The sequence below is a fragment of the Desulfosarcina sp. genome (assembly GCF_055467485.1).
In genome coordinates this window covers 1-25,143 of record NZ_JBUOIV010000046.1, presented here as the reverse complement: position 1 = coordinate 25,143, position 25,143 = coordinate 1, and the positions used below count along the sequence as shown (strand labels likewise).

The 25,143-nt window shown below is 53.0% G+C and carries 30 protein-coding genes; 7 read left to right on the top strand and 23 right to left on the bottom strand.

Translation table 11 applies throughout. The annotated features are described in order from the left end of the window. Nucleotides 1-9: 9 nt before the first annotated feature. Entirely contained in the window at nucleotides 10-1,806 is a 1,797-nt protein-coding gene (gene lepA, locus ACZCED_RS18385; RefSeq protein ID WP_462969191.1) for a translation elongation factor 4, read from the bottom strand. Nucleotides 1,807-1,970: 164 nt separating this feature from the next. Here lepA and ACZCED_RS18380 point away from each other — a divergent pair, with 164 nt between their 5' ends. Genes ACZCED_RS18380 through ACZCED_RS18365 form a run of 4 tightly spaced genes read left to right on the top strand, consistent with a single transcriptional unit; the run spans nucleotide 1,971 to nucleotide 4,752 of the window. Next, the gene (locus ACZCED_RS18380) at nucleotides 1,971-2,885 is read left to right on the top strand and encodes a GGDEF domain-containing response regulator (RefSeq protein WP_462969192.1); all 915 of its coding nucleotides are present in this window, start codon (nucleotides 1,971-1,973) and stop codon (nucleotides 2,883-2,885) included. Between the two features lie 10 nt (nucleotides 2,886-2,895). Continuing rightward, on the top strand, nucleotides 2,896-3,309 hold the full coding sequence (locus ACZCED_RS18375) for a GNAT family N-acetyltransferase (RefSeq protein ID WP_462969193.1): 414 nt from the start codon (nucleotides 2,896-2,898) through the stop codon (nucleotides 3,307-3,309). Further along, on the top strand, nucleotides 3,306-4,226 hold the full coding sequence (locus ACZCED_RS18370) for a DUF2156 domain-containing protein (RefSeq protein WP_464861396.1): 921 nt from the start codon (nucleotides 3,306-3,308) through the stop codon (nucleotides 4,224-4,226). Before ACZCED_RS18375 ends, ACZCED_RS18370 begins: the two co-directional genes overlap by 4 nt. 4 nt (nucleotides 4,227-4,230) lie before the next feature. Further along, nucleotides 4,231-4,752: a type 1 glutamine amidotransferase domain-containing protein gene (locus tag ACZCED_RS18365; RefSeq protein WP_462969195.1), complete on the top strand. Its 522-nt coding sequence runs from the start codon at nucleotides 4,231-4,233 to the stop codon at nucleotides 4,750-4,752. Nucleotides 4,753-5,215: 463 nt separating this feature from the next. Here the strand turns inward: ACZCED_RS18365 and ACZCED_RS18360 are convergent, their stop codons facing one another. From ACZCED_RS18360 to ACZCED_RS18270, 19 genes are all read right to left on the bottom strand, one after another. Next, nucleotides 5,216-5,767 carry a YcbK family protein gene (locus ACZCED_RS18360; RefSeq protein WP_464861395.1) on the bottom strand — a complete coding sequence of 184 codons (552 nt, stop codon included), beginning with the start codon at nucleotides 5,765-5,767 and terminating at the stop codon, nucleotides 5,216-5,218. Nucleotides 5,768-6,198: 431 nt separating this feature from the next. Next, nucleotides 6,199-6,615, bottom strand: coding sequence for a GNAT family N-acetyltransferase (locus ACZCED_RS18355; protein WP_464861394.1), 417 nt, complete (start codon nucleotides 6,613-6,615; stop codon nucleotides 6,199-6,201). A gap of 949 nt (nucleotides 6,616-7,564) precedes the next feature. Beyond that, on the bottom strand, nucleotides 7,565-7,885 hold the full coding sequence (locus tag ACZCED_RS18350) for a GYD domain-containing protein (RefSeq protein WP_464861393.1): 321 nt from the start codon (nucleotides 7,883-7,885) through the stop codon (nucleotides 7,565-7,567). Nucleotides 7,886-8,567: 682 nt separating this feature from the next. Next, on the bottom strand, nucleotides 8,568-9,698 hold the full coding sequence (locus tag ACZCED_RS18345) for a M14 family zinc carboxypeptidase (protein ID WP_464861392.1): 1,131 nt from the start codon (nucleotides 9,696-9,698) through the stop codon (nucleotides 8,568-8,570). A 629-nt stretch (nucleotides 9,699-10,327) separates the two neighbouring features. Beyond that, nucleotides 10,328-11,002, bottom strand: coding sequence for a cytidylate kinase-like family protein (locus tag ACZCED_RS18340; protein ID WP_464861391.1), 675 nt, complete (start codon nucleotides 11,000-11,002; stop codon nucleotides 10,328-10,330). Between the two features lie 348 nt (nucleotides 11,003-11,350). Continuing rightward, nucleotides 11,351-11,569 (bottom strand): hypothetical protein, encoded by a 219-nt coding sequence (locus ACZCED_RS18335; protein WP_464861390.1) that lies wholly within the window; start codon nucleotides 11,567-11,569, stop codon nucleotides 11,351-11,353. 120 nt (nucleotides 11,570-11,689) lie between these two features. After that, on the bottom strand, nucleotides 11,690-12,196 hold the full coding sequence (locus ACZCED_RS18330; RefSeq protein WP_464861389.1) for a methyltransferase family protein: 507 nt from the start codon (nucleotides 12,194-12,196) through the stop codon (nucleotides 11,690-11,692). Nucleotides 12,197-12,630: 434 nt separating this feature from the next. Continuing rightward, nucleotides 12,631-12,801, bottom strand: a complete 171-nt coding sequence (locus ACZCED_RS18325) for a GFA family protein (RefSeq protein WP_464861388.1) — start codon at nucleotides 12,799-12,801, stop codon at nucleotides 12,631-12,633. Beyond that, a complete protein-coding gene (locus ACZCED_RS18320; RefSeq protein WP_464861387.1) occupies nucleotides 12,798-13,412 on the bottom strand; it encodes a DJ-1/PfpI family protein in 615 nt (204 codons plus the stop codon). Before ACZCED_RS18320 ends, ACZCED_RS18325 begins: the two co-directional genes overlap by 4 nt. Continuing rightward, nucleotides 13,409-13,534, bottom strand: a complete 126-nt coding sequence (locus ACZCED_RS18315) for a hypothetical protein (RefSeq protein ID WP_464861386.1) — start codon at nucleotides 13,532-13,534, stop codon at nucleotides 13,409-13,411. The genes ACZCED_RS18320 and ACZCED_RS18315 overlap by 4 nt, the downstream gene beginning before the upstream one ends. A 101-nt stretch (nucleotides 13,535-13,635) precedes the next feature. Continuing rightward, the gene (locus tag ACZCED_RS18310; RefSeq protein WP_464861385.1) at nucleotides 13,636-13,929 is read right to left on the bottom strand and encodes a hypothetical protein; all 294 of its coding nucleotides are present in this window, start codon (nucleotides 13,927-13,929) and stop codon (nucleotides 13,636-13,638) included. 61 nt (nucleotides 13,930-13,990) lie between these two features. Continuing rightward, the gene (locus tag ACZCED_RS18305) at nucleotides 13,991-14,515 is read right to left on the bottom strand and encodes a hypothetical protein (protein WP_464861384.1); all 525 of its coding nucleotides are present in this window, start codon (nucleotides 14,513-14,515) and stop codon (nucleotides 13,991-13,993) included. Between the two features lie 78 nt (nucleotides 14,516-14,593). Then, nucleotides 14,594-15,127 (bottom strand): putative zinc-binding protein, encoded by a 534-nt coding sequence (locus tag ACZCED_RS18300; protein ID WP_464861383.1) that lies wholly within the window; start codon nucleotides 15,125-15,127, stop codon nucleotides 14,594-14,596. Next, entirely contained in the window at nucleotides 15,124-15,420 is a 297-nt protein-coding gene (locus ACZCED_RS18295) for an SHOCT domain-containing protein (RefSeq protein ID WP_464861382.1), read from the bottom strand. The genes ACZCED_RS18300 and ACZCED_RS18295 overlap by 4 nt, the downstream gene beginning before the upstream one ends. A 147-nt stretch (nucleotides 15,421-15,567) precedes the next feature. After that, nucleotides 15,568-16,224, bottom strand: coding sequence for an RNA polymerase sigma factor (locus tag ACZCED_RS18290; protein ID WP_462968597.1), 657 nt, complete (start codon nucleotides 16,222-16,224; stop codon nucleotides 15,568-15,570). A gap of 82 nt (nucleotides 16,225-16,306) precedes the next feature. Then, nucleotides 16,307-16,945, bottom strand: coding sequence for a DUF3786 domain-containing protein (locus ACZCED_RS18285; RefSeq protein ID WP_462968596.1), 639 nt, complete (start codon nucleotides 16,943-16,945; stop codon nucleotides 16,307-16,309). 10 nt (nucleotides 16,946-16,955) lie between these two features. Then, nucleotides 16,956-17,567, bottom strand: coding sequence for a DUF1638 domain-containing protein (locus tag ACZCED_RS18280; RefSeq protein ID WP_464861381.1), 612 nt, complete (start codon nucleotides 17,565-17,567; stop codon nucleotides 16,956-16,958). Continuing rightward, on the bottom strand, nucleotides 17,567-17,773 hold the full coding sequence (locus ACZCED_RS18275) for a Nif11-like leader peptide family natural product precursor (protein ID WP_464861380.1): 207 nt from the start codon (nucleotides 17,771-17,773) through the stop codon (nucleotides 17,567-17,569). The genes ACZCED_RS18280 and ACZCED_RS18275 overlap by 1 nt, the downstream gene beginning before the upstream one ends. Nucleotides 17,774-17,794: 21 nt before the next feature. Continuing rightward, nucleotides 17,795-18,691, bottom strand: coding sequence for an SDR family oxidoreductase (locus tag ACZCED_RS18270; RefSeq protein WP_464861379.1), 897 nt, complete (start codon nucleotides 18,689-18,691; stop codon nucleotides 17,795-17,797). 1,246 nt (nucleotides 18,692-19,937) lie between these two features. Between ACZCED_RS18270 and ACZCED_RS18265 the strand changes: the two genes are divergently transcribed. Further along, on the top strand, nucleotides 19,938-20,921 hold the full coding sequence (locus tag ACZCED_RS18265; RefSeq protein WP_464861378.1) for a GlxA family transcriptional regulator: 984 nt from the start codon (nucleotides 19,938-19,940) through the stop codon (nucleotides 20,919-20,921). 125 nt (nucleotides 20,922-21,046) lie between these two features. Here the strand turns inward: ACZCED_RS18265 and ACZCED_RS18260 are convergent, their stop codons facing one another. Genes ACZCED_RS18260 through ACZCED_RS18250 form a run of 3 tightly spaced genes read right to left on the bottom strand, consistent with a single transcriptional unit; the run spans nucleotide 21,047 to nucleotide 23,762 of the window. Further along, a complete protein-coding gene (locus ACZCED_RS18260) occupies nucleotides 21,047-21,955 on the bottom strand; it encodes a 3-hydroxyacyl-CoA dehydrogenase (protein WP_462968591.1) in 909 nt (302 codons plus the stop codon). Further along, nucleotides 21,952-22,968 (bottom strand): electron transfer flavoprotein subunit alpha/FixB family protein, encoded by a 1,017-nt coding sequence (locus ACZCED_RS18255; protein WP_464861377.1) that lies wholly within the window; start codon nucleotides 22,966-22,968, stop codon nucleotides 21,952-21,954. The genes ACZCED_RS18260 and ACZCED_RS18255 overlap by 4 nt, the downstream gene beginning before the upstream one ends. 11 nt (nucleotides 22,969-22,979) lie before the next feature. Further along, nucleotides 22,980-23,762, bottom strand: coding sequence for an electron transfer flavoprotein subunit beta/FixA family protein (locus ACZCED_RS18250; protein ID WP_464861376.1), 783 nt, complete (start codon nucleotides 23,760-23,762; stop codon nucleotides 22,980-22,982). A 240-nt stretch (nucleotides 23,763-24,002) separates the two neighbouring features. On the opposite strand from ACZCED_RS18250, the gene ACZCED_RS18245 reads away from it, so the two are divergent. Next, nucleotides 24,003-24,713, top strand: a complete 711-nt coding sequence (locus ACZCED_RS18245; RefSeq protein WP_464861375.1) for a histidine phosphatase family protein — start codon at nucleotides 24,003-24,005, stop codon at nucleotides 24,711-24,713. An 80-nt stretch (nucleotides 24,714-24,793) separates the two neighbouring features. Further along, nucleotides 24,794-25,143, top strand: a 350-nt coding sequence (locus ACZCED_RS18240; RefSeq protein WP_464861374.1) for an acyl-CoA dehydrogenase family protein, incomplete at its 3' end; no start/stop codon positions are given.

The window sequence follows — 25,143 nt, the reverse complement described above, 5'->3', positions numbered from 1 at the left end:
TTCTTCCTATCAGTCCGTGTCGGTTTTCAGCACCGCCAGAAAGGCGGACTGGGGCAGCATCACCTGGCCCACCATTTTCATGCGCTTCTTGCCTTTTTTCTGTTTCTCCAGCAGCTTGCGTTTGCGGCTGATGTCCCCGCCGTAGCACTTGGCGGTTACATCCTTGCGGAAGGCCGAGACGGTGGAACGCGAGATGATATTGCCGCCGATGGCCCCCTGGATGGCGATCTTGAACATCTGGCGCGGGATCTCGTCTTTGAGCTTGTCGCAGGCGATGCGGGCGCGGCCAACGGCGTTGTCCCGGTGGATCAGCATGGACAGGGCATCCACCCGTTCCCCGTTGATCAGAAAATCCAGCTTCACCAGGTCGGTCCGGCGGTAATCGATCAGTTCGTAGTCGAAGGAACCGTAGCCCTGGGTAATGGATTTGAGCCGGTCATAAAAGTCGTAGATCACCTCCCCCAAGGGCAGTTCGAAAACCATCTCCAGGCGCTTGTTGGTCAGGTACTGGTAGTTCTTGTTGATGCCCCGCCGTTCCAGGCAGAGCTTCATCACGGCGCCCATGTAGCGGTCCGGGATGATGATGGCCGCCTTGATGTAAGGCTCCATGGCATACTCAATGTTGGTGGGGTCAGGGTAAAGGGCCGGGTTGTCGATGATCAGTTCCTCGCCGTCGTTCATCATCAGGCGGTAGCGAACCGAGGGTGCGGTAAGGATCAGGGAGAGGTCGTACTCGCGCTCCAGTCGCTCCTGGACCACCTCCAGGTGCAGCAACCCCAAGAAGCCGCAACGAAAGCCGAATCCCAGGGCGGCGCTGCTGTCCTTCTCATAAATCAGCGAGGCGTCGTTGAGCTTGAGCTTCTCCATGGCTACGACCAGGTCTTCGTAAGCGTCGGATGCCACCGGGTAGATGGATGAAAAAACCACCGGCTTGGCTTCTTTGAACCCGGAAAGCGGCCTGTCGCATGGCCGGCGGTGGTGGGTGACCGTGTCGCCGCAGCGGGTGTCGCTCACCGTTTTGATGCCGGCGATCATGTACCCCACCTCTCCGGCGCTCAGCTCTTTTTTGGGTACCCGGACGATCTGGAACACGCCCACCTCCTCCACCTTGTAGGTGGCGTTGTTGGACATGAAGCGGATGCGGTCCCCGGTCCGGATGGTGCCCTCCTTGATGCGGAAATGAACGATGGTGCCTCTGAACGGGTCGTAGTGGGAATCGAAGATCAGGGCCTTGAGCGGTGCGTCGGCATCGCCCGTGGGCGGTGGCAGCTTGAGGACTACGGCCTCCATGATGTTGTCGATCCCCACGCCCTCTTTGGCCGAGGCCAGGATGACCGTTGCCGGGTCCAGTCCCAGATCCTCTTCGATTTGATCCTTGACCCGGTCGATGTCCGCCGACGGCAGGTCGATCTTGTTGATCACCGGTATGATCTCCAGGTTGTGCTCCAGGGCCAGGTAGAGGTTGGCCAGGGTCTGGGCCTCCACGCCCTGGCTGGCGTCGACCAGCAATAGGGCCCCCTCGCAGGAAGCCAGGGCCCGCGAAACCTCGTAGGTGAAATCCACGTGACCCGGCGTGTCGATCAAATTCAGGTCGTAGGTCTTGCCATCCTTGGCCTTATATGGCAAACACACAGTTTGGCTCTTGATGGTGATGCCCCGCTCGCGCTCGATATCCATGGAGTCCAGGATCTGGTCCTTGAAATCGCGGTCCGCGATGATTTTGCTCGACTGGATCATCCTATCGGAGAGGGTGGATTTGCCATGGTCGATGTGAGCGATGATGCTGAAGTTGCGTATGTTTTTCATATTATTACAGGTTCGAAAGAAACAGGTAGAATCTGCCGGTTGACACCGGATTTCAACATGGTTATAATTCTCATATTTTGTAAAATTTTAATTAATATCAGACCGTTTTCGGGCATGTCAACTGCTAACCGTAAGCGTTCTGCCGATAATGAAAATCGAACTTCATGACACCTCACATTCTTATTGTCGACGATGACCTCTCCATCCGGGATGCAATGCATGAGTTCGTCCAGATTTCCGGATACGAAGCATCGGTGGCGTCTAGTGCCGAGGAGGCGTTGGAGGTGCTTTCGGGAACCGTTATAGAAGTCGTCATCACCGACATCCTGCTGCCCGGCATGGACGGACTGGAACTGACCGACCGGATCAAGCGCAACCATGACATCGACGTCATCGTCATGACCGGTTACAGCACGGAATACTCATACGAAGAGGCCATCAGCAAGGGGGCCAGTGATTTCGTCTTCAAGCCGGTCCGTTTCGAAGAACTGCTGCTGCGCCTCAGGCGGGTGCTCAACGAACGCCGCCTGAATCAGGAGCGGGTCCAGATGCTCGAGAAGTTGAAAAAACTCTCCATCACCGATGGCCTCACCCAGTTGTTCAACTCCCGGCATTTTTACAGCCAGCTCAAGGGGGAGATCGAACGCTTCAACCGGTACGGGCACAAGCTGAGCCTGCTGCTGCTGGATATCGATAACTTCAAGGACTTCAACGACACTTACGGCCATCTGGAAGGGGACAAGATCCTCGTGCGTCTCGGACGGATTATCAAGTCCTGCCTTCGCAAGATGGACACCGCCTATCGATACGGCGGCGAAGAGTTTACCATCATCCTGCCGGGAACCCACGGCGAAGAAGCCAGGACGGTGGCCGAGCGGCTCCGGTCTGCCGTGGCCGCCGAAAATTTCGCCTGCGGAGAGAATTCCAATCTGGAAATCACCATCAGCATCGGTGTGACCCAGTACCGGCAGGGGGAGGAGATCTCCAGTTTTGTGCAGCGCGCCGATCAGGCCATGTACCAATCCAAGCAGGCCGGCCGCAACCAGGTTTCGTGCCTCTTCGACAATCCCGCCGGATGATCCTTGGCTTATGATTGACTATTCGTTTCTTGAAACCCCGACCCGGATGGACATCGATCGATTGACCGAACTCTACCGGCAGGCCGGCTGGTGGACGGACGCGGCGGATAACCCGTCCCTGGTGGCCGCCATCATTGCCGGCAGCCACTGTTTCCTGGTGGCCCGCCAGGGCAAGACCATCGTCGCCATGGGCCGCGCCATCAGCGACCGGGCCAGCGACGCCTACATCCAGGACGTGACTGTGGACCCGGCCTTCAGGGGGCAGGGCATCGGGTCCCGGATGGTGGCGAAGCTGGTTGCCCGCCTGGAAGCCGACGGCATCGGCTGGGTCGGACTCATTGCAGAAAGGAAGACGCATCCATTTTATCGACCCCTGGGTTTTTCACCCATGGCCGATTCCGTGCCCATGCTCAAGACATCATGATAAACTTCAAACAACTGACCCCGCCGGACTACGCGACCTATCTTCCCTATTTCAACAACCAGCGTTATCCACTTTGCGCCTACTCCCTCTCCTCCATCATCGCCTGGACCAATGACGAATACGTTCCGTTCGGCGCCGAATATGAAGATGCCTTCATCGTGGCGGCCGAATTCGAGACCGTCAAAAAGAACCGGCACCTGCTGCTGCCGATCTCGCCGGAACGCATGTTCACCCCAGAGGAACTGGTGACGGTGGCCGAGCTTGCCGGGCACACGGAGTACTGGTTCGTTCCCGATACGTACGTCGACCATTTCGGTGAAAAGGCCGTCGCCCGCCACTTCACGATAATGCACCAGGGCGCCTATGACGACTATGTCTACCGGGTCGACGACCTGGCCGGGCTCAAAGGAAACCGGTATTCCAAGAAGCGCAACCTGATCAACCAGTTCCAGCGTGATTACGTGGACACCGGAAAGGTGGCCATTGATTCCATCGGCCGGGACAATGCCGAGGATTGCCTGCGCTTTCTGGAAGCGTGGTGCCGGGAGCGCGACTGCGATGCCGACGACCAGGTGGATCTTTCGTGTGAGAAGCAGGCAGCCATCAACACCTTGAATCACTTCGATGCATTCAACGTCAAAGGCATCCTGCTGAGCATCGACGGCCAGGTGAGCGCCTTCGGCATTTCGGCCCCCTTGACCCGGGACATGGCGACCTTACAGTATGAGAAGGCTTTCGGCAGCGTCAAGGGGCTGTACCAGTATTTCGACAACGCCTGCGCCCGTATGCTTTTCAACGGTTATACCTACCTGAACAAAGAGAGCGACATGGGCATTCCCGGCCTGGCCAAGGCCAAGAAATCGTATCATCCGTACCAGATGGTGCGGTCCTTTAAATTAATCTTGAATGCGAGGTGACACAATGGAGCTCAAGGGTAAACAGATCCTTATCCTGGTGGAGACCTTCTACAATGAATTCGAATTCTGGTATCCCTACTACCGGCTCAAAGAAGCGGGGGCGGCGGTGACCGTGGTGGGGTCGGGCAGTGCCGGCACCTATAAAAGCAAGGCCGGTCTCCCGGTAACCGTCGATACCGCTGCGGATAAGGTCGCTGTTGCCGATTATGACGGCGTAGTCATTCCCGGCGGCTATGCCCCGGACCACATGCGCCGCTACCCGGCCATGGTCGGCCTAGTGAAAGGCTTCGCCGAGGCCGGCAAACTGGTGGCCGCCATCTGCCATGCCGGATGGATGCTGGTGTCGGCGGACATCATCCGCGGCCGGACCGTCACGTCCTACTTTTCCATCAGGGACGACCTGGTCAACGCCGGGGGCAACTGGGTGGACAAGGAGGTTGTGGTGGACGGCAACCTGGTCACCAGCCGCACGCCCGACGATCTGCCGGCATTCATGCGGGCCATCATCGGTGTGCTTGGCGGCTGAATGCCGGTTGCTTGGGGCAGAGGCGAACGACTTGACTGTTCTGTAATAGATGTATTCCCCAAATCATGATTGCACCCGATGTGGAAGGAACACATCTGCGGTTGAGATGGACTTCAACCTCAAAAGGTCGACTGCCAGATCTGGCAGCCGGCCTTTTTTTCCAGCGGTTGGCTTGAATAGGTATCTCAGTTCTTTGGACCTTGTCAAAACTTGCGCTTTCCAGCAATAGCCTGCCACCCACCCGCCGGGGTAACTGTAAATGGTTTCGTCCTCCCCAGTTGTAATTCATAAAGGCGTCTATCAAGACAGCATCCAGACAGGGCGTCCATCAAGACAGATTGATAGACAATAAAAAGACAACTGCGTGCGCGCATGCGCGTAGGGCAGTGACTGTAATAAGAAACCCCATATACCTCTTGTCTTAGATGCGGTTTGGCAAGGACTCCCTGATGGTAATGGGACCCTATCCATTCCAGGTTCGAAAGCCTCCGGTATCCACGTGAACGAAATCGTAGCGGGGATAGTAACCAACACCGCCCAGTTTCAAATCCAGGCAGGCTTCGCGCAATTGGCGCGTATCGCATCCGGGCAGGCGAATGTCGATGGCGCGTCCAAGGATGTGATAGCTGGATTTGGCCACGCCGGACCTTTGTTTGCGCAGTCGGTCATTGGTTTGGGGTGAACGGTAACCGGAAAGGATGTGAAAGGGGTCACTGCATCCCAATTGACGGCTTACGGAATTGAGCAGGTCCATCAACTGGGGATCCATGGCTTCGATGTCGCCGGTGTAGTGGTCCCTTAATATGTGATTGATGCGGCCCATGGCATCGGGGCAATAGGCGCCGTTTTTGAAGTAACAGGTGATGAGCTCTTCCCCGGTGTGTGTATTATAAAAGGAGAGCGTGCGATGAGAGTTGTCCGGTGAAAGGGCAGACCACCCTGCCGACGGCAACAGGCAGGTAGAAAGCAAACCTGTACCAATTTTAATGAAATCACGTCTATTGCAGTGGTTCATGGTGTACTCTCAATCTGGATTAAATCGCGTATACAATATAGCAGAATCTCTTTCAAGGTCCTTGTCCGTCATCACTGATAGCTAATTGCCAAGAAACAGAAAAGCCAGAGTCTCCTGGTACGTAATGGTTATCCTACGAATGCGGAACCCACCGATTCGTGTGCTTTCTGGCCAGGTTCGGAAAAATTGGTCAATTCCAAGCACCGCTGCATCTTGCGGTAAGACGGTATTTTGGGTGGGTGGTGTTTTCACACCAGTCAATGAACATATCTGATAAATCGGTCGCCTGGTGATACATTGAGAGTATCTTTGCTGCGTGAACCTTGCCAGGTCCGGTGATTCGTTGGAGGCATCTGCATTATCGGGATGAGGTTTTGGTGTCCGCCATATTCTCATGCTGCCCGTCATAATTATTGACTGGTTTGATAAGTTTACAGTACCCAATTTACAGACATAAACTTGAGATTGGACATCTCTCTGAAACCAGTTTTCCGATAAAAAGCATCTGCACCACTTGTCCATAGAACTTGCCTTAGAGGTTTAATTTCAGGATGACCAAAAATGCACTGTATCAGCCATTTCCCGAGTCCCTTACCCCTAAATTCTTCTCTAATGATCATATCAAGGATGATCGCATAAGCCATAGTATCAGTAAGAACTCGGACAAATCCGATCATTTCTTCACCCCGTAACATACTGAAGCATAGTGATGTTTCGATAACTTTCTCAACAGCTTCACGAGAACGATCCTTGGCCCAATACGAACGCCGGAGCATATCGTGAAGGGCATCAATATCCACATTTTTTCTTTCAGAAGAAATCGTATAGTCGTCTTTTTCCCAAATCATGGCGACTGATCCTTATTGTTAACAAATTGAGATTTTTACCGGTTTGATAAAATTCAAAATGTCATGGCCTTTCCGATCAGGTATAGTTTGCAGATGAATTGGAAAGGTATCTTGATTTAAAATAGCCAAGGATTACCTCCCTTGGTTAATACTTTTAGTTCCGGCTACGTCGGTTTGATCTTTATTGAATAATTTTTGTCATGGAGCTTTATTATGCAATCTGGGCAAACACCATGTGTAAATTGAGATGAAGTTCTATCACATATATATGATTCTAAATGTTGCCATGAGTTGGAATCCTTCCAATCAGTTTTAGGTTTCCTAATTTTTTTGCAGTATGAACATATTGGCAGAACCGACTCTAAAGTGTTAACGCGTTGCTGTAATTTATTATTAAGCGTTTTTATCTTAAACAAATAATGTGTTATCAAACCTCCTGAGACACCACCAAAAAGAACTAATATTATACACTCCTTGTGTATTAGAGGGGTGTGGCCAATAATACTTTTTTGTATCATAGACATCGCGATAAGTAGAATAGCACCAAATAAAAATCCAATTACAATTATTTTTATTTTATGGAAACTTTCTGATTTTATCATTTTGATAGCTTCTTATTCTTTTAAGAATGATTAGTTAGCTGCGGTGTAAAATACCGCCATTCCAATCATTCAATCGGATTGCAGATACACTGAGATCATCTTGACCGAACGGAATTTGCCAAATCCGGTGATAGTTGGATATCTTGAAAAAAGAAAGGCAAAGACAATGCATTCTCTGCCTTTCTTTTAGTTCTTAATTTAAAGAATAGATTCCCCGGGTAAACCCGGGGTACTGACGGTCTACGTCTCCTGCGGAGCCGACCTCACCTCTGCTAACGCAGAGACGAGGTAAAGCTCATTCATCCGCGGGTGAACCCGTGGTGTTCTGTCTTCGACCGCATAAATTTTTATTGTCCGGGTGGACGATAACTGACATTTATTTTGGTTGCTTCATCGACTTGCTCGGGGGTCAATAGTACAACTGTTCTAACTTTAGCTGCACCGCTGGCATTTATCTTAAGGGCGATGGCTGCGGCGCTCACATTGTCGGGAATGTCGACAATGCTGTAAACATCATTTTCCCCGAAGGCAAAATAAAGCGTTTCCAAAGTCCCATTCAATTCTTTGACAGCGGTACTAAGGTCCGCCTTTCGTTTTGAACCGCCATCTTTTAAAAGACCTTTCAAGCCCTCTTGTGTGTATGAAGCAAGATATAGATATTTGGCCATAATTGACCTCCTTGATTGCCCTAAATTTTGGTTCCTCCGGATTAAAGAACGCTCCTAATGATGCAAACATGCGCCATTAGGAGCCAAACATGCATAATTTGAGTGGAGTCTCCATTTTTTTTCACCTGGTTATCAGGTTAAAACTAAAGGAAAATATGTAAGTGGTTCAGCAGGAAAGAAAATTAGAGCATGAACTTACCAATAGGAGACTTCAGACAGGTACAGATTTCACATAAAGACCAGGTTGGACGAGCGGTTCGAGCGCCATATGCAAGAGGATTAAACGAATTATATTATCATTGCGGAGGGAGATGTCAAATATTATGCTGTGAGATAATAATGGGTTAATACCACGGTGTGGTGATAAAAAATAACCACAATTCCCATGGATGGGCATTGTTGTGATGTATTGAGATCATCTTCGCCGCGTGGACCTCGCCATATACGGTGATTCGTTGGAGATATCGCGGAACGCCATTGCTGTTTTTGTCTCGAAATATATCGATCTATGTCTGCATGTAAAAGGGACTTCAACGTGAAAAGGCCGACCACAAGATCTGGTAGTCGGCCTTTTCATCCATGGCTCCGCATTAATAGCAAAAAAAACGGTTTCGCAAATCACATAGTCCATATTGCAAAGCGATAATCGCTCCAGCGCGCAAATCGTTATAAGTCGCTATGGCTACTCAGTCGGTTCATCCTCATTTCCATTCGCCGGTATCTGTTTATAGTAAGGTGTGCGCCCAATATCCAGTTCTTCCACGCGGTCAGGATCGGCCATGTACAGAGATCCGTCAGCGGTTGCCTCTAAAATGGCCATCATCTGCTCCACAGCATGTTTGACCAACATGCCGTTGGACTTCTGGCCTATCCCGCCTTTGATTTCCACGAGAACACTTCCTGCACCCTCAATGCCATATGCGTTTCGAGCAATTCCGGGTTCCGGACCACCTGGATAAAGGTTGACAGTGGCAAATCCATATTGCGACATCTGGTCCATCATCACCACGCAAAGCTGCTTGGAGAGGTCTACGACAGCGGCGGCATCTTCGTTTGTGGGCCAGAGCATCGAACTGGTGACATTTTCACCTTCATCTGTCACATAGGTGGCCTGTCCGTGAAAATCGACCATCCAGATGGGTTGATAGTTCAGAAAAGCAGTCATGACCGCTACAGATTCGGGAACGGGATTTTCCGGGTAGGGGTAGGTAACAGGATCCGTCATATACCAGGCGTAAAGCGGACAATCTGTCCAATCCGAAAAGTGGTAGCGGTTGATATCCCAACCGACACCGCCGCTGGTGTAAATGTATCTGCTGGTTCTACGATCGGGTGCTGTCGGATCGTCATTTTCACGCTGCCATAGTTCTGCACCGTCCGGATTGACGCGAACAACGATAAGGACATAGAGTTCATTTAAGATTTTCATCGCGGCTGCATTTCCGGTCGACAGTGCTTTGATAACCTTCAGTGCTGATTCAGTGCCGATTGGTTCATTGCCATGTTGTTGGGTCTGGATCATGACCGGTGTTTTATCAGGATCTCCGATTTTGGCGAGATAAATCTCCCGCCCCTGGTTGGTCAATCCGATGACCTCCAGTTCTACCAAGCCTTTCGATGCCTTCTCGGTCTGTTTAAGCGACTTGACCAGTTCATCATAACTGCTGAAAGCATTTAGATTGACGGTCTGGTTATCGCTTATCCATGGTCCCCCGGGAACGATTTCCGATTTTGCCGAAACAGGACCGCTTACCAAACAGATTAGGGACAAAATAATAATCGATACGGTAAGTCTGTTCAATCTTAAATTCATAATTATCCTCCTTATTTAGAATTTAGACAAAGATTTAAATCCGATCATTTCTTTACCGTACTATAAAGAAGTTATCACCCCCCCTTAGAGACGCTATGTCGTGGTTCGGGTCAAAACAGATCGTCGTCTCGAACAGCAGGGTCTCTCAGCGGAAGAGGCGAATGTTGATATAAAGGCTTAGCAAAATGTCAGCAACTTCAGGAAGGAGGTCAGTTTTCGGAAGCAGTATTATTATCAGCAACGTTTGACAGGCTAAAAGGTTACATATTTATTTAATAAAATTCATGGGAAAATGATGACTAACAATACCGGCGCGTGGGGGGTAACGAAGTAATTAAATGTCAATCATAAGATGGTATACAGATACATTGAGATAATCTATGAACTGACCCTGGTTTAAACCGTTGCTTTTTAAACCATATTTGCCAATTCATTGCCGACGGCGAATCGGTACAACATAGGATTACGATTGGCATTACAAAACTGGCCGTTGGCCGGAATTGAAGGTCGGAGCTATGGTTAACGTAATTTGCACTTGGTCGTCTTTAAGATAGAAAAAATAATCAGCTGTATGGAGGTTCTCTTAAGGCTCTTCGAATCCATATAGAGGCTTTGTAATTGTTTTTCGATTAGCGTTGTGAGTGGGATACCGTTGATTTAAGTGACAACGGAAGGTTGTCAATTTTCTTTTTAAGGGATAAAGCAAGGTTTTCCATTTTATTTTGGGATGCAGGGGTCGTTTGAAATTGTTTCCCGGTTACCATTTCGCAAATTATTTTCACGGCAACGTCTGAAGACATGCTCTCAGTGTTGATGACGATATCGTAGTGGATGGGGTCTTCCAGATTTATTCCATAAAGATGTTGTCCCCATTCTCTTCTTGAACTATCAATTTTTTTTATAAAATCTAATGCTTTGTCTCTACTTAGCGTGTCTCGTTTCATCACGAACGCGACCCGATATTCCAAATCGGCAATTATCCGGACCTTGAGAACATGCGGTATCTCTTTTACAAAAATATGACCTGCCAGACCGTGGTAGACAATATTGTCCGCCCTAAGACGATTGATTAAGGCAGCCTGAATGAAGTCAATATATATCTTTTTCGTTTTACTAAAGCGCTCAAAAAAAGAAAGGGGATCTTCAAGGACTTGAACGAGTTTGACCTCTGGGATGTTAAACTCTTTGGAAGCCTCGATCAATACATCTCGATCAAGACATTGGTAACTTAATTTTTCAGCTACTATTTCTGCAATTTCTACACCCCTGCTATACGATCCTCTAGAAATGGTAATAATAGACATATTCCCTCCTTCCCAAACTCAGATTGGTGACAGCACCTCTTCTCCTGGAATTGCCGAAGGGTACATCGTCAAATAAATAGGACATCGGGATCGCTTATATTCAAGGCGCTTTTCGATGTAATGGTGCATGGCCAGAACAGGGAGGAAGGAACAAATAACTATTCCCGATAGTCAAAAATAGAATAGATCAGCTGCAGGGGTCAAGCGCCGATTCACAATTTATTTCCATCCTGGAATGTCAGCATCTTGGATGGCCTGAAGCATCTGATTTCAATATGCAACCTTAAGATGCCGTTTGATTCATATGAGTTGGGATTAATCGAGACTAATCCACGAACGGGCATGTCGTCAGTTCGAAAACACAGTTGCCATACCACATGGCATCATGGGTAAGCCAATTTTTAAAAAGAACTTTTTGACGTCGCGATTATTCATTTTCATCAGTAAATCCATTCTGTTATCTTCCATTTTTCCACCCCCCCTCTTGCCGGTGAAGTCCACGTGAATGAAACAGGTCAGTTCAGCGATCCTATCAAAGGTCGGCACAGGATGATTCAGGCGTGGCATTCCGAATCCGACAAGCCTGACATTCGGGTTCTTTATGGCTCAACTGGCCAGCACTTCGGACATCTTAATCAAACCTTCGAATGCCGGTTGAACAGAGCACGTGTTCTTATGGCTTGGCGGTTACTTTGACGCATCCTTCTTCAAGCGTATCTTCGGTAAAAACATCGGGGTTTTTTCCCGATATGCTGCATATTCCCGGCCGAGGCGTTTTACCAGTTCCGGTTCTTCGATCGCCTTTAATTCCCAGACATTGAGAAGGATGAAAAGCGGCGTGAAGAGGATAATAAGAGAGATCGACTCAAGCAATACACCTGTGCCGAAAAGCAGGGCGAACACCCCGGTGAGCATCGGATTCCGACTGTATGCATACGGTCCCGAGGCGATCAACCGTGGCGGCGGGTTGATGGGAACGGGCGTTCCTTTGGCCTTGAAAAAATGACCAACCGACCAACCGATCAAAAAAGCGGCGATCGAAAACAGCGGTAATGACAGCATGACGGGAAGCCGCCCTGGAAAAAGGTCTACAGGGCCGATCAGACGGTCGACGAGCAGGGCCGCGACGACGAACAGGAACAACAACAGGCTGAAAAAAATAGCCCCTATCGGCGTGAACACGTTGCGGACCATTCTGCTTCCGGTTGCCATACGATACAAAAAGTCGATCCATCTGGTTGTTAACGTCATGATACAATCACCGCAGCGAGTCGAATGGTGACGATCGATACCATTCGACCTGCCATTCCTCGGGATCACAACGGCTCAAGTTGCCAGGACCCTTATTTATTCCAGCCGCGCTCGAACCCCGGGAGATCGTCTCGTATTTCATAAAGATCGCCGATCTGGCCGATCCAGACATGCCCGATGGTTTCCAGGCCCGTCGTTTGACCGAAAGAGCCCGCAGCAACTGAAATGGTTTGTTGGTCTCCTGGGTGCCAGAAGAGAGAGGAGCCACACTCGACGCAGAAACCCCGTTGTATGGTCGGGGTTCCTGCGATTGCCGATCGGAACCATTTCAGGCAGCGGTTTTCGACGATTTCGATTTCCCCGAGAGCTACACGGGTTTAGGTACCGACGTTGCCATGGAACGGATGGCATTTCGAACAATGGCAATTGACGATCCCTTGCAACGCACCCCTAATATGGTACCTCACCGCGCCACACAGGCATCCTCCCGTTGCCTTGATCCCACCCTCATTCAATTCCGCTCCTGCGCCGTCACGATTGATTATCATGGCCCCTTGTTGGGAGGCCCTCCTGCCGATAGGTTGTTTTCCCAATCAAACTCCATTTGCAGAGCGGTTTTCCGGGCAAGTTCAGGGCTGTGCAACCGGCTGACCAGGTGTAAGCTCATATCGATGCCGGCCGAGATCCCGGCGGATGTGACGACGGTCCCCTCATCGATCCATCGAATCGATTCATGAACCGTCAAATCCGGATAGCGCGCCCGAAGGTTATCGATATCGCCCCAGTGCGTGGTCGCGTTGCGGTTTTTCAGCACCCGGGCCTCCGCCAGCAGAAAGGCGCCCGTACACACGGAGGCAACGATCCCTGCTTTCTTTGCCTGCTGCGCGATCCAATGGATCACATTCGATTTTCTCATTTCTCCGTCGTGTACGCCCCCGGCAACGATCAGGACATCGATGTCCGGATGGTCATGAAATCCATAGGCCGGCATCACCCGGTACCCGGCCCGGGCGGTGACGACCTGACCGGTTTCCCCGACCATGAATACATTGAACGGGTCTTGGTCAGGGCAAACCCTCGATGCGGTCGAGAACACTTCAAACGGTCCTGAAAAATCCAGAACCTCCGCCTGATCGTAGATATATATGCCGATGTTCATGTCGCCGATTCCCGGCTGTATTTTTCACGGATCTCCCTGCGTCTCTCATCCGGCAGCGACTTCACATAGGATTTCCATCCCGGGCACCATCCGATGTGCCACTTCCAGAGTCTGGCTATCATCGATCCTGGATTCTGGTCGTATCGCCCTCGAAATTTACAACGGTCGCAGTGATGCATGTTTATAACTCCCTAAATATTTGGAATCGCGATAACAGTGATCCTCAGCAGCGACACGATCCGGACGCCGTCTTCGTGCAATCCAAGCCGCTGTTTCCCTTGGACCCGATGAGTTCATCGATGCTGTTGGAGATGGCCGTATGGGCACCGTTTTTGACCAGCCCGGCAATTTCCGAGGCTCTTTTGATCTCGGCTTTCGTGATTCCGGATGTGACGGCCTTTTCATACAGATGTTCGAAGCAGGGAATGCAGTTCGCCGCCGTAGCCGCGCCGATCGCGATCAGAACATCTGCCTTCTCTACCAGGACCGTTTCTCGCGCTGTGTTGTTTGTTTCCATCGTAAGTTTCCTCCTTGTTAAAATTACCGGATTTATGGCATCCTGCGGCGCCGACTCAGGATCAAAGGTGCATCCACGGTTCGTGCGCCTCTTTATGGTGAAGCAGCGGTGTGATGCTGTTGATTTGAAGCCTGATCCTGCCGGGCCATTGAAACCGCGGCAGAACGCTCATGATCCCTTCGGTCCGCATTCCCTGGATCACCGGGATAGGCGAGGCGCCGAGCGAATTTCTGATCGTCTGGGCGGCTGCCTCGCAGCCCAGCACCACCAGGGCATCGTACTTTTCCGCGCGTTTCTTCAACCTCGAACGACGTAGGCTGGTCCACATGCAGACGACGAACTGGTGGGGCAGGCGGCTCCTGAACACATCGGCCTGCACTCCACCATTCTCCAGCTCGGCCTTCATCGTTTGGATGTATCGTTCATAGGCGGCCGTCTGGAACAGGTGCCGGTGAAATTCGAAGTAAGGCTCATTTTTGCTGATCGCGAGACTGGCGGCCGGGCAGAATCGACATGGAATGATGAGAACTTTTTCGAACTGCGCAAGTTTTTCAAATCCACGGGGCGCTTTCAGGTACACTGGCATCTTCGATCTCCTTATGGGGGGCTTCTTTGGCTGTAACCCCGTTCCGGAATCCTGCTACCGCGTGCAGGCAGTGAAGGGTCAACCGCAGCAGGTGCCGCATTGCCCCTCCGCCTGAACCCGTTCGCCCGAACATTCAACGGGGCCGTTCTCCAGGCTGTCGAGAACCCAATCGGCCACGGATTGCGCCACTGCCTTCCTTTCTTTTTCCGGCACATCTTCATAGTCGAAAATATCCGTGTACCGCTTGTAGTGGGATAGGGCGTCGAACTGAATCAGCCTGTCTTCGTCGATCAGATTTTCGATGACGCGGCCGTGGCATCTCAGAAAGCAGCCGTCGATCAGGATCACTTTGTCGGCCGTTCGGATCCACTGCGAAATCGCGGAATCTGGTACCGTGATCAACTCCCCGTGGCACCCCCGTCCGTACGGTTCATTTTTGGCAACGAGGTTGGCTGCGAGCCTGGCAATCTCGCCCCGGATGCAGGCGCCCTCACAGGACAGGACCGGGGTCTTGGACTCGCTGATATTTTTCTTTCCGGTCGTTTCCCCGATGGGACAGACCGCACTGGTTGTGGTCATGGGGATATGTGGTTGCGTTTCTTTGCAATTCATCTCGTCGTTCCTCCGTCTGGTGGGTTTTCATCCGTATCCGCGTCGATCGGACCGTCAAGCGCTTTCTTCTTCTCTTCGTACTCAGCTTTGTCGATATCTCCCGACGCATATCGCCTGTCGAGTAAATCCCTTGCCGATTGCGCACTTTTGGCCTGTTGCCAGTCACGGCCGCAACAACCGAAGGCGCTCATCATCGTCCGCCTGCGCCCGCGCATCATAAAAAAGCACAGGATCATCATGATGAGGGGAACAATCCACCAAAACGAAAACGCACATAGCTCTGATCCATACATGGGTTTTACCTCCTTGCTTGTTTGAAAACATTTACCCCCATAGACGGATTGGTCCCACGAATGGATACACCTGCCACTCTTTTTTTAGAGAACATTCCAAACGCGTAAGAAAAACAAGAAATTGTGGCTAAGGGAAAAGTCCTGGGTTTATGAGGGGGTTTTCGGCAAAATTTGAATCTGCTTGCGGTCGCAGGCAAGGGTGTTTCCCTCGCTGTAGTAGAAATCACACCCTTCCCGCAGGGCGTTCTTGAGCGTGGCCCTGGCACGGTGGAGCCGGATTTTTGCGTTTTCCAGCGATATGCCCAGGATTTGTGCGATCTCCTTGTTGGCGAAACCTTCCATCTCGCCGAGTACGATCACGGTCCGGTAATCGGGGGGCAGGTTGTCGATGAATTCATTGACGCAATCGCTCATCTCCTTGCGGATCACGAGCTGGTCGGTGACAGGGGAGGTCGGTGCAACCGTGACATCGGACGATTCATGGGACTTTTCGTCCTCGAAAGGATGGTGCGTCTTCCCATATTTGTATGCCGTGGAGCGGGACCTGTCGATGGCGGTGTTGGTCGCTATGCGATAGATCCAGGTGGAGAGGCTGGACTTTCCCTGGAACCTGCTCAGCCCCCTGCTGATCTTGTCGAACACCTCCTGGGAGAGGTCTTCGGCATCGTCGGGGCCGACGATTCTCGTAAGGTACCGGAGGATCTTGGGATGGTACTCGTCAAATATTTCATTGAATGTATAGTCGGAGACCATTTCAACACCCCATTTTGATTTGATCCCGTATTCGACAGTGGCGAGCTGCATTTTTCATACCCCCTTTCGCCCGTATGGTCCAGCGCTAAATCCGGTGAAGGGGCGATAGGCCCCTGAATGATCAGATCCCGATTCACGCGTGTGCAAGCGACGGTTCAGCGCGTTTCAAATGCTCCAGCAGATACCAGTCGACCATGACCCGGCACTCGGCATCCAGGAAATGCGCCGCCCGCCGCTGGTATAAAATGACCGCCCGGGCAGGAAACTGCTCGTCGGCATCGTTGAACAGAAACAGAATCGGGATTCGCGGAAGCGCCGGTATCACGGCCGAGAGGTCGTATGGGTAATCGGTCTCGGGCGGACGCCCGCCAAGTGCGCTGACAGCTGCTTTGAGCCGTTCGAGACCGCCCGTATACCGTTTGGAGATGGTCGTCGCGGCATAGTCGGCCAGACCGACATTCTGCGTCTGACCCGAGTCGGCGAAATCACGATAGGTGATCCAAGCCTGATCGCAGGGGACGTGGTGCGGGCACATCAGCAGGTATTTCAGCAAGATCACACAGGTGCCATAGTCGGGGCGTCTGCCCCGCTCGTCGACCACACCGAATGGCGACACCCGGAAAGAGGCCTGGAAGAAGGGAATCTGTGCGGTTCTTCTTTTTTCATCGACGGTGATGTCTAAAACCGATTCCCACCGCGACATATGGGTGCTGTCCAACTGCCGCAGATAGTCCCCGTAATTTTTTTCGAAAACCGGATTGGGTTGAGCCATCATATCCTCCTCATGTGGGGGCATCCAGGATTTGGTCCACCAATCGTTTAAAATACGCCAGGTCTGTCGCTTCGATCTCGACCGGTACCTGCACGAGATCGTAAAAGGCAAGGATCGCTTCGTCGTAAACAGGCGCCACACCGGGGTCGATCAGCACAATGCGGTCATAACGGCCCAGATTGATGCGGACATCGACCTCATCCCAGCCCAGGCCCTCCATGATATCCGGCCACGCGGTGATCCAACCCGGCGTTATTACCATTGTGCGATTCGCTTCCAGTTGCCTGGTCCTGTGCGGGCCGATGATCGCCTGAATGCAGTTGCTAACCGGAGGGATGCAACTCCCGCAGTCCTCGGCGACCTTGCCGATGTCCGGATGGCATCCATTGCCGAAAAGAAAACGGATGCGATTGGCAGAATGGGCTCGATGAACCGTGATCGCATGGTCGAGCGCCGCCTTCATCCGCCCGGCATCCGCGTGCAGCGCTGCATCAAGCCAGTGCACGGCGATACCGTTTTCAGCGGGAAGCACGCTATCCAGCTCGTGCCTGAAAATCCCGCAGGCGATCAATGATTCTCCGATTCCCATGTCGGCGCACTCTTTTACGGCTTTCTCCGGCATCAATCGATCCCGCTTTCAGAGGGGGTCTCCGATTCGGCCATGCAGGCCGCCATGGCCTTGACCAGGTCGCATGGGTCGAATTCAAAACCGCTGCGTTTGAGAAAATACAAGAGTTCGGATGACACGCCGAAGCTGGTCACTGTCCGTCTAAAGCCGGCGTCATCCCTCATTTTTTGGACAAACCGCGGTGCATCGTCGGTATTCATTTTTAAACCCCTTGATGATTGTCACGGAAAGGCGGTCTCCAAGGTTCCCTGTCCGGCTGCCGGTATGCGCAGTGCTTTTCCCTCTCTCCGGTGGAGCCAGTCGTCCAGACGGATTCGCGGGGCCCCTAAGAGGTCGTTAGCCTCCTGTGGGTCACCTCGTTCGCCTATTTTTTCAAAAGCGGCCATGAAATCGCTGGCAAACTTCAACTCCTTGGGACCTCTTGTCGCGGCGATGAACGTCGCCAACCAATGTGGCATGGTGGACACCTTTTTGATGTGCGGATGAAACACCGCGCAGTAGCGTTTGACGGCGTCATGAAAAAGGATGCCTTCCGGCCCATGGAGAATGAAACGCTTGTTGATGGTTGCTTCATTTCCATATGATGCCACCACCATCCGGGCGTAGTCATCGGCGGCGAGCAGGTGATACGGATGCGGTTGTCTGCCGAACACGAAGGCGCGGTCGCCGCTCACATATTTCGGCAGCACTTCCATGAACCACGTCGGGCAGAAGATGCAGTACGGTATGCCGCTTTCGCGTATGGCCTGCTCGGCGAAAAACTTGCGCCGGATCACCGGCACCCAAACGTTATCTGCGGCCACCGATGTTCCCGAGATGTAGGTAATGCGTTGCAGTTTCAGTTTGACCGCAATTTCCGCGATTCTTTCTACACCGATTTGTTCGATCTCTCCCGAAAGATTGATATGTACGCCGAAACAGTTTCTAAATGCCGCCTCTAGGAGCCATGCATCCGCAAGGTCGCCCTCGACAATTTCGAAACCATCGCCGAAATGTCTGGCCGCCTGCGCAACGTCGCGCACCATAAGCCGCACGCTAAGACCACTCATTTTTAAATGCCTTGCCACGGGTTCCCCCAACAGGCCCGTGCCACCGATCACGAGAATTCTTTTTTCCATGATTCATGCATGCCCTTTAAATTGTTTACCCGCTGTCGGCTCTGCCCTGGACCGGTAATCGTTTAAAACCGCAATAGCGAGCGCCTTCCCCGTCGCTTGTGGCGGGATTGGCGAGCGAACCGGAAATCGATCTTCATCCATACGGTGAAGATTCTCCGCGGCTTGCCGCGGGGAGGGTTCAATCTTAATAAAAATAGATAGAAGCCGGCGTGCAATCTTTTTTGATAAGCCGGAGCCTCCTCGGCGTCTACGCGCGTGACAACCATCCCTTCGAATTTCTTCCCTGATTTCGCGTTCTCGCTCCCTCATCAAAAATCTTGTAAAATAAGGATCGTACATGTCGATACCCCCTATCATCGTATGTCGCGTGTTAGATGGAAGCCAAACATACAACCATGCAGTGGTGCATCCATGCAAAGGGCTCCTCATGCCATCCGCGATCGCATGCGCCGGTTTTTTCGATGGCCGTATATCCGAACAGGGCTGCGTCTAATCGCCAACCATCCCTCTGCTCCTGGCGGGCCGGAATACTGTCGACAGTGCAAGGGCGGCGGAGGATATGAAAATAGAGCATATGGCAATAAAGAGTGTGAATGTGACGTTTTAAAATTAATTCCCATTGCCCGGTGTCACCGCGGAACCTTCGATCTTCCACTACAGACGGATCGAGTGGCGAAAAGGATACACCCCAGCTTCCAGGAACGACGCCAGACCTGCGCCGGCAGGCAGCGAAAATCGATGGCGCAGGTTCCACCGCCGGTGAAACAGCCGAAAGTAAGGTGCGAGACGTATCGAACGCATCGGCAATGGATGTGAATCGGTGAACATTTACGCACCTATTTCCGGTGAAGTCTTGTGGATATCCAGGCCATGCCAGGAAGGGATGCGTCACCACAAGAAAGCGAAGCTCCGATTGATCAATCTGCCGACGAGATTGAGGCCCTTAGGTGGCGGGTTGGCGGTTTCGAAAAAATCTGTCCGCGTTTCTTGTTGATCGATTTCAAGGAAATCGTTCCTTAACTCCGGGAACTGAAGGTATATGTGCAGTCGATCGGTGAAGTCAGCCTTCCTGTATTGGTCATAAATGGCTTCCAGAATTGTTGTCATTGCATTGCCCTCCATGTGGATTGGTTAGATGATCTCGTTTCAAGGCCCATCGTCATTTTGACCCAGGATACCCCTTGACCGAATGTCGAGGAAGTGGCATATATGACATAAATAAGTTTGATCATGCCATGGAGGTAAAATGAAATCGGTTACCGTATTGGCCATGCAGAACACCATGGCCGCAACCGTCACCAGTCCGATGGATGTGTTTTATCAGGCAGGGGTGATGTGGAATTTTTTCAACGGGAAAGCCGTCACGCCCTACTTCGACGTCAACCTGGTGACAACCGTCGGGAAACCCTTTAGATGCTTGAACGGTGTCCGGCTTGTTCCGGATGGATCCATTGACGATGTGCAAAAAACGGATCTGGTCGTGGTGTCTTCAATTCTGGACATTGACAACGTGCTCAACGAGCAAGGAGAAGTGCTCGACTGGTTAAAAAGGATGTATCGACAGGGTTCGCACATTGCAACGATATGTTCCGGTGCATTCGTGCTGGCGGAAACCGGGCTGCTGGATGGAAAGACGGCAACCACACATTGGGGGTTTGCGGAACAATTCAAGAAGCGCTACCCTCAGATAAAACTTAAGCTTGAACGGTTGATCACCGACGAAGGCAATCTGTTCTGTTCGGGGGGGTATAACGCGGGCATCGATCTATCGCTTTACCTGGTGGAAAAATACTGCGGGCATGAAGTGGCCTTGCAATCCTCGAAGTCCATGATTTCCGATATTGGCCGCACGACCCAGGCTCCCTATTGCATGTTTCAATTCCGCAAAGACCACAATGACGATCAAATTCTCTCCATCCAGGAATGGATCGAGAGTAATTTCGACAAGAACTTCGATTATGAAAGCCTGGCCGGTAAAAGCTGCATGAGCCGCCGTACGATGGAGCGGCGCTTCAAAAATGCCACCGGGGAAACCCCGTTGACCTACCAGCAGAGCATCAGGGTCGAAGTCGCCAAGCGGTTATTGGAAAATGAAAGCCGGTCCTTCGATGAAATCACCTACCAGGTGGGCTACGAAGACAGCAGTACGTTCCGAAAAATATTTTCCAAACAGACCGGTTTGGTGCCGACGGAATATCGCAAAAAGTTCCAACGGGTATCAGCTACATAATATCAACAGCTGTTAACTGACCCAAATCCTTCCATGATCCCGGCTCAAATGCGCTGAGACACGATCTGTCGCATCCGGCCTGAAGACCGTGACAGAGGCGATCACATCGATTCAAGAGACCTGAACTATCCTTCGCCCTTGAGAAAATCGGGCTGCTGAAACAAGGGTGACGGATAAGTGTAGAAACCCGCCCCGTTTTTGACACCCAACCGGCCGTCATCGATGCGCATTTTCAAGAACCTAGCATTGGCCGTCAATTGGGGGTCGTTGGTCGCCCTGGCCCAATAGTCGTTGATTTTCCAGACTGTGTCCAGGCCCACCTTGTCCATCATGCCGAAGGGACCCACGGCTGACTGGAGCACGCCCATCCAGGCCCGGTCGATGTCCTCGACGGCGGCCACACCGTTGGATGCCAGGGTCAGGGCGGATTTGAACAGGTCGCTGAGCATGGCGTTGAACACGTAGCCGACATTCTCCCGTTCAAGAACGATGACGGTCTGGTGGAGCCGCTCGGCAAAGGCGCGGATCAGCTCCACCGATTCGGCTGATGTGCCCGGGTGGGGCATTACATCCACCACGTCGGTGAGCAGAATGTCGTGAAAATGAAAGGCCAGGAAGCGATCTGGCCGGCCGGTGGCTTCGGCGAACATGGAAGGGACCAGCGTCGAGGTGTTGGTGGTGAACACCGTGCGCGGCGGGCACAGGCGGTTGAATTGCGCAAAGACCTTGCCTTTCAACTTAGGGTCTTCCGGCACCGACTCGGTGACGATGTCGACCCCGCCTGCCGCTGCCGCTGCATCGCCAGTGAAGGTGATCCTGTTTAGGACCGCGACCTTTTCTCCGGCTGGCAGGCGTCCGCGTTTGACGAATTGGTCCGCGAGCTGCGCCAGCCGCCTGCGGGTCGCTTCGAAAGTAGGCGGTGCCACATCGTAGACGACCACCTCGTAACCGTGCAGGGCGCAGAGAAATCCGATCTGATGCCCCATGGTGCCCGCACCGATGGTGAGAATACGCCTTACCTCGTCGATCTTCATTCCTCATCTCCTTTTTCTGTCATCCGGTCGTATCGTTCCCGCAATACCGGCAGGAAAACGGTCAAATCCTCGATCACCGCATAGTGCGCCAGGTTGCATATGGCTGCCTTCGGGTCGGTGTTCACGGCCACGACGGTCCGGGATTCGCGCATGCCGGCCAGATGCTGGGGGGCGCCGGAAATGCCGCAGGCCAGGTAAAGGGCCGGTGCCACCGTGCGGCCCGTTTCGCCGATCTGAAGGGAGTGGGGCAGCCAGCCCAGGTCGCAGGCGCCTCTCGAACCGCCGATCGCCGCATGGTTGAACATGCCGGCCGCCGCCTCGAGCAGGCATTTGTGTTCAGGACCTTTCAGGCCGCGTCCGGCTGCCACGACCACTTGCGCCCTTTCCAGCGCTTGATCCGTGTGCGCCTGTCGATTCATTCCCCTTGGAATGAATCGGTGGTCCGTGTCTGCCAGATGCCGGGTTTCGACCGATGGAAAATGGCCAGTCAGATCCGGGGATGCCGAGCGCGAGACGAGTCCCGGCATGACTGTCAGGACGATCGGCCTGTTCGCAGCAGACACGGTTTCACGTAGCTTGCCGCCAAAGACAGCCCGTTCGAACACCCATTGGCCGTTTTCCTTTAAAAGGGAGTCGACGGCGGTGACGCAGGGGGCCTCGATGCGCCAGGCCAGGGTGGCGGCCGCCTGGCAGGCGCGCATGCTGTGAGGAAAACAAACGGCCAGCGCTGAGTGTTCGTCAACCAATGCCCCGACTCCCGAAGCGGTCAGGGGCGGGTTGGGATAGCGGCAATGCGCGTGATCCAGGACGATGACCGGCATGCCGGCAGCCTTCGACCAGGCCAGTGCCGCCGTGTCGATGTCATGCCCGGTCAACACGCCTACCGGCTTACCGTTGAACCGTCCGGCCAATTGTGCGGCCTGCTTGCCCAGATCGATGGATTTAGCAGACAGGCGGCCTTCGATGGTTTCACCCACGACCAGGACGGTGCCGGTGTATTTTTTGGGAATCATCTATAATCGTCCTATTTCAGCCACCCGTTGTCATTAAACAGCCGCAACAGGGTGTCCGCTTTTTCAGTCATGGTGCCTTGGATGACTTGGCAGGCCGATGCCGGTTGAGGATACGCCACATGCCGCGTTTCGGCCGGCGGAGCATGGTCGGCCGTCTCTGGCGGGACGATCCGTTCGATAGCCTGCCTGCGGGACCTTAAGGTGTTGGACAGGGACGGGTAGCGGGGAACTCGGCAACCGGTCTGGACCGTCACCAACGCCGGGCAGGGGAGTCGCACGATCTCGGCCATCCCGCCTTCCATTTCACAGGTTGCGACCAGCGATCGGCCCGGCAGGTCCAATTGGATTTCCACTGCTGCCGCGGCACAGGGCAGATCGAGTGCCGCTGCGATCATCGGACCGGTGACGCCGTGCATCTCGTCCTCGGAGATGGCGCCGGTCAGAATCAGATCGTATGCTCTTGTCCGGGCGAAGCGGGCAATCAACCGCGCGGTGGTCGCCGGGGCCAGCCGTTCGGCGCTGTCCGTGTCCAGGTGGATGCCCGTATCCGCACCCATGGCCACGGCCCGCCGAATGGTGTCGCGAATGCGGTCCGGTCCTGCCGACAGGGCATCCACGGTGACATCGGCAGCCGCATCCCGGATGGCCAGGGCCGCTTCCAGGGCATGGGCATCGTAGTGATTCATGCACCAGCCGATGGCCGTTTCATCGATCCAGCGACCCGCGATGGTCAGATCGCCGTGGGATACAAGATCGGGCACCGCCTTGATGCAAACCAGGATTGAAAATGCCATGGATTCCTCATTTGGTTCGGTTGTGAACCCTATACGCATGAAATAGGGTGCAAGGCAATAAAAATATCGAGCGTTCGCTATATTTTTATTGACACCGGATGGCTGCCGCCATAAAAGATGAAAATACTGAACCATAATTGACCGTGGCGGACAGGCCCACTTAGCCTGAACGGATGGTCGCCAATCGAAAAAAGGCAGCCTGCTGCAATCTCGACCGGGCTGATCGGGGATAACCGTTCCATGAGCAACCTGTATCTGATCCGACACGGCCAGGCGTCCTTCGGAACATCGAACTACGATGCACTGTCGGACGGGGGGCGACACCAGGCCCGGGTTCTGGGCGACTTTTTTCTCAGGGCCGGCATCCGCTTCGATGCATGCTGGTCCGGTACCCTCGAGCGTCAGCAACAGACTTTAGGAGAAGTCCGGAATAGATTTCTTGAGGCCGGGTTCGGCATGCCGATCCCGACCAAAACCGCCGCGCTGGATGAATACGATTACGAAACCGTTCTACGGTCGCTGGTGCCGATCATCGAAAAGGAGGACCCGGCATTCACCGGCGATGTCGGTCGCATGATGTCGGACCGGCGGGCGTTTCAAAAGGTGTTCGGACGAGTGATGACCCGCTGGGCATCCGGTTCGGACCGCATGGACGATCTGCCCGCCTGGTCATCATTTGCCGCGGGCGTGACCGCCGGTATCCGGGATATCATCGCGCGCAGCGACCACGGCAGCCAGGTCGCTGTTTTCACTTCAGGCGGTCCCATCGCTGCGGCGGTCGGCAGCGTGATGGGCCTCGCCGCAGAAAAGACCGTGGCGCTTTCATGGCAACTGGTCAATGCCTCCATCACCCGCCTCAAATTCGGCGGCGGTCGGATCAGCCTGGACACATTCAACGAATATGGTCACCTGGAAGTGCCATCCGGAAACCGCATGGTGACCTACCGATAAGCGCAGCCATCGGTTTGCCAGAGGGTAATGGCTGCGTAAAACCACCGACGTTCAGACGGAAACAAAAAAGGATTGAGAAGATGGATTTTCAAATCTCTGAAAAAATGCAGGTGATCCTGGAGATGGTCAACGAGTTCGTCGCCAAGGAACTCATCCCCCTGGAGCCGGAATTCCTGAATCGCGAATTTGTGGATCTGCTTCCGGTGCTCGAGGAAAAGCGCCGGCTGGTCAGGCAGATGGAGTTGTGGGCGCCCAATCATCCGAGGGAACTGGGTGGCATGGGCCTGGATCTGGTCGAGCACGGCCTGGTGTCCGAAGTGTTGGGGCGAACGCCCATCGGGCACTATGTGTTCAACTGCCAGGCGCCCGATGCCGGCAATATCGAGATTCTGCATAAGTACGGCAACGAATCCCAGCAGGCGCGGTATCT

Excerpts from the sequence above, each read along its gene's own strand:
- ACZCED_RS18355 (WP_464861394.1), bottom strand. The coding sequence starts at position 6,615 with ATGATTTGGGAAAAAGACGACTATACGATTTCTTCTGAAAGAAAAAAT.
- ACZCED_RS18295 (WP_464861382.1), bottom strand. The coding sequence starts at position 15,420 with ATGTATGGATCAGAGCTATGTGCGTTTTCGTTTTGGTGGATTGTTCCC.
- ACZCED_RS18280 (WP_464861381.1), bottom strand. The coding sequence starts at position 17,567 with ATGCCGGAGAAAGCCGTAAAAGAGTGCGCCGACATGGGAATCGGAGAA.
- ACZCED_RS18270 (WP_464861379.1), bottom strand. The coding sequence starts at position 18,691 with ATGGAAAAAAGAATTCTCGTGATCGGTGGCACGGGCCTGTTGGGGGAA.
- ACZCED_RS18300 (WP_464861383.1), bottom strand. The coding sequence starts at position 15,127 with ATGAATTGCAAAGAAACGCAACCACATATCCCCATGACCACAACCAGT.
- ACZCED_RS18360 (WP_464861395.1), bottom strand. The coding sequence starts at position 5,767 with ATGAACCACTGCAATAGACGTGATTTCATTAAAATTGGTACAGGTTTG.
- ACZCED_RS18340 (WP_464861391.1), bottom strand. The coding sequence starts at position 11,002 with ATGTCTATTATTACCATTTCTAGAGGATCGTATAGCAGGGGTGTAGAA.
- ACZCED_RS18305 (WP_464861384.1), bottom strand. The coding sequence starts at position 14,515 with ATGCCAGTGTACCTGAAAGCGCCCCGTGGATTTGAAAAACTTGCGCAG.
- ACZCED_RS18370 (WP_464861396.1), top strand. The coding sequence starts at position 3,306 with ATGATAAACTTCAAACAACTGACCCCGCCGGACTACGCGACCTATCTT.
- ACZCED_RS18380 (WP_462969192.1), top strand. The coding sequence starts at position 1,971 with ATGACACCTCACATTCTTATTGTCGACGATGACCTCTCCATCCGGGAT.
- ACZCED_RS18255 (WP_464861377.1), bottom strand. The coding sequence starts at position 22,968 with ATGATTCCCAAAAAATACACCGGCACCGTCCTGGTCGTGGGTGAAACC.
- ACZCED_RS18315 (WP_464861386.1), bottom strand. The coding sequence starts at position 13,534 with ATGATAGCCAGACTCTGGAAGTGGCACATCGGATGGTGCCCGGGATGG.
- ACZCED_RS18325 (WP_464861388.1), bottom strand. The coding sequence starts at position 12,801 with ATGATAATCAATCGTGACGGCGCAGGAGCGGAATTGAATGAGGGTGGG.
- ACZCED_RS18345 (WP_464861392.1), bottom strand. The coding sequence starts at position 9,698 with ATGAATTTAAGATTGAACAGACTTACCGTATCGATTATTATTTTGTCC.
- ACZCED_RS18320 (WP_464861387.1), bottom strand. The coding sequence starts at position 13,412 with ATGAACATCGGCATATATATCTACGATCAGGCGGAGGTTCTGGATTTT.
- ACZCED_RS18375 (WP_462969193.1), top strand. The coding sequence starts at position 2,896 with ATGATTGACTATTCGTTTCTTGAAACCCCGACCCGGATGGACATCGAT.
- ACZCED_RS18365 (WP_462969195.1), top strand. The coding sequence starts at position 4,231 with ATGGAGCTCAAGGGTAAACAGATCCTTATCCTGGTGGAGACCTTCTAC.
- lepA (WP_462969191.1), bottom strand. The coding sequence starts at position 1,806 with ATGAAAAACATACGCAACTTCAGCATCATCGCTCACATCGACCATGGC.
- ACZCED_RS18310 (WP_464861385.1), bottom strand. The coding sequence starts at position 13,929 with ATGGAAACAAACAACACAGCGCGAGAAACGGTCCTGGTAGAGAAGGCA.
- ACZCED_RS18260 (WP_462968591.1), bottom strand. The coding sequence starts at position 21,955 with ATGAAGATCGACGAGGTAAGGCGTATTCTCACCATCGGTGCGGGCACC.
- ACZCED_RS18350 (WP_464861393.1), bottom strand. The coding sequence starts at position 7,885 with ATGGCCAAATATCTATATCTTGCTTCATACACACAAGAGGGCTTGAAA.
- ACZCED_RS18285 (WP_462968596.1), bottom strand. The coding sequence starts at position 16,945 with ATGGCTCAACCCAATCCGGTTTTCGAAAAAAATTACGGGGACTATCTG.
- ACZCED_RS18265 (WP_464861378.1), top strand. The coding sequence starts at position 19,938 with ATGAAATCGGTTACCGTATTGGCCATGCAGAACACCATGGCCGCAACC.
- ACZCED_RS18330 (WP_464861389.1), bottom strand. The coding sequence starts at position 12,196 with ATGGTCCGCAACGTGTTCACGCCGATAGGGGCTATTTTTTTCAGCCTG.
- ACZCED_RS18335 (WP_464861390.1), bottom strand. The coding sequence starts at position 11,569 with ATGCCACGCCTGAATCATCCTGTGCCGACCTTTGATAGGATCGCTGAA.
- ACZCED_RS18275 (WP_464861380.1), bottom strand. The coding sequence starts at position 17,773 with ATGAATACCGACGATGCACCGCGGTTTGTCCAAAAAATGAGGGATGAC.
- ACZCED_RS18290 (WP_462968597.1), bottom strand. The coding sequence starts at position 16,224 with ATGCAGCTCGCCACTGTCGAATACGGGATCAAATCAAAATGGGGTGTT.
- ACZCED_RS18250 (WP_464861376.1), bottom strand. The coding sequence starts at position 23,762 with ATGGCATTTTCAATCCTGGTTTGCATCAAGGCGGTGCCCGATCTTGTA.
- ACZCED_RS18245 (WP_464861375.1), top strand. The coding sequence starts at position 24,003 with ATGAGCAACCTGTATCTGATCCGACACGGCCAGGCGTCCTTCGGAACA.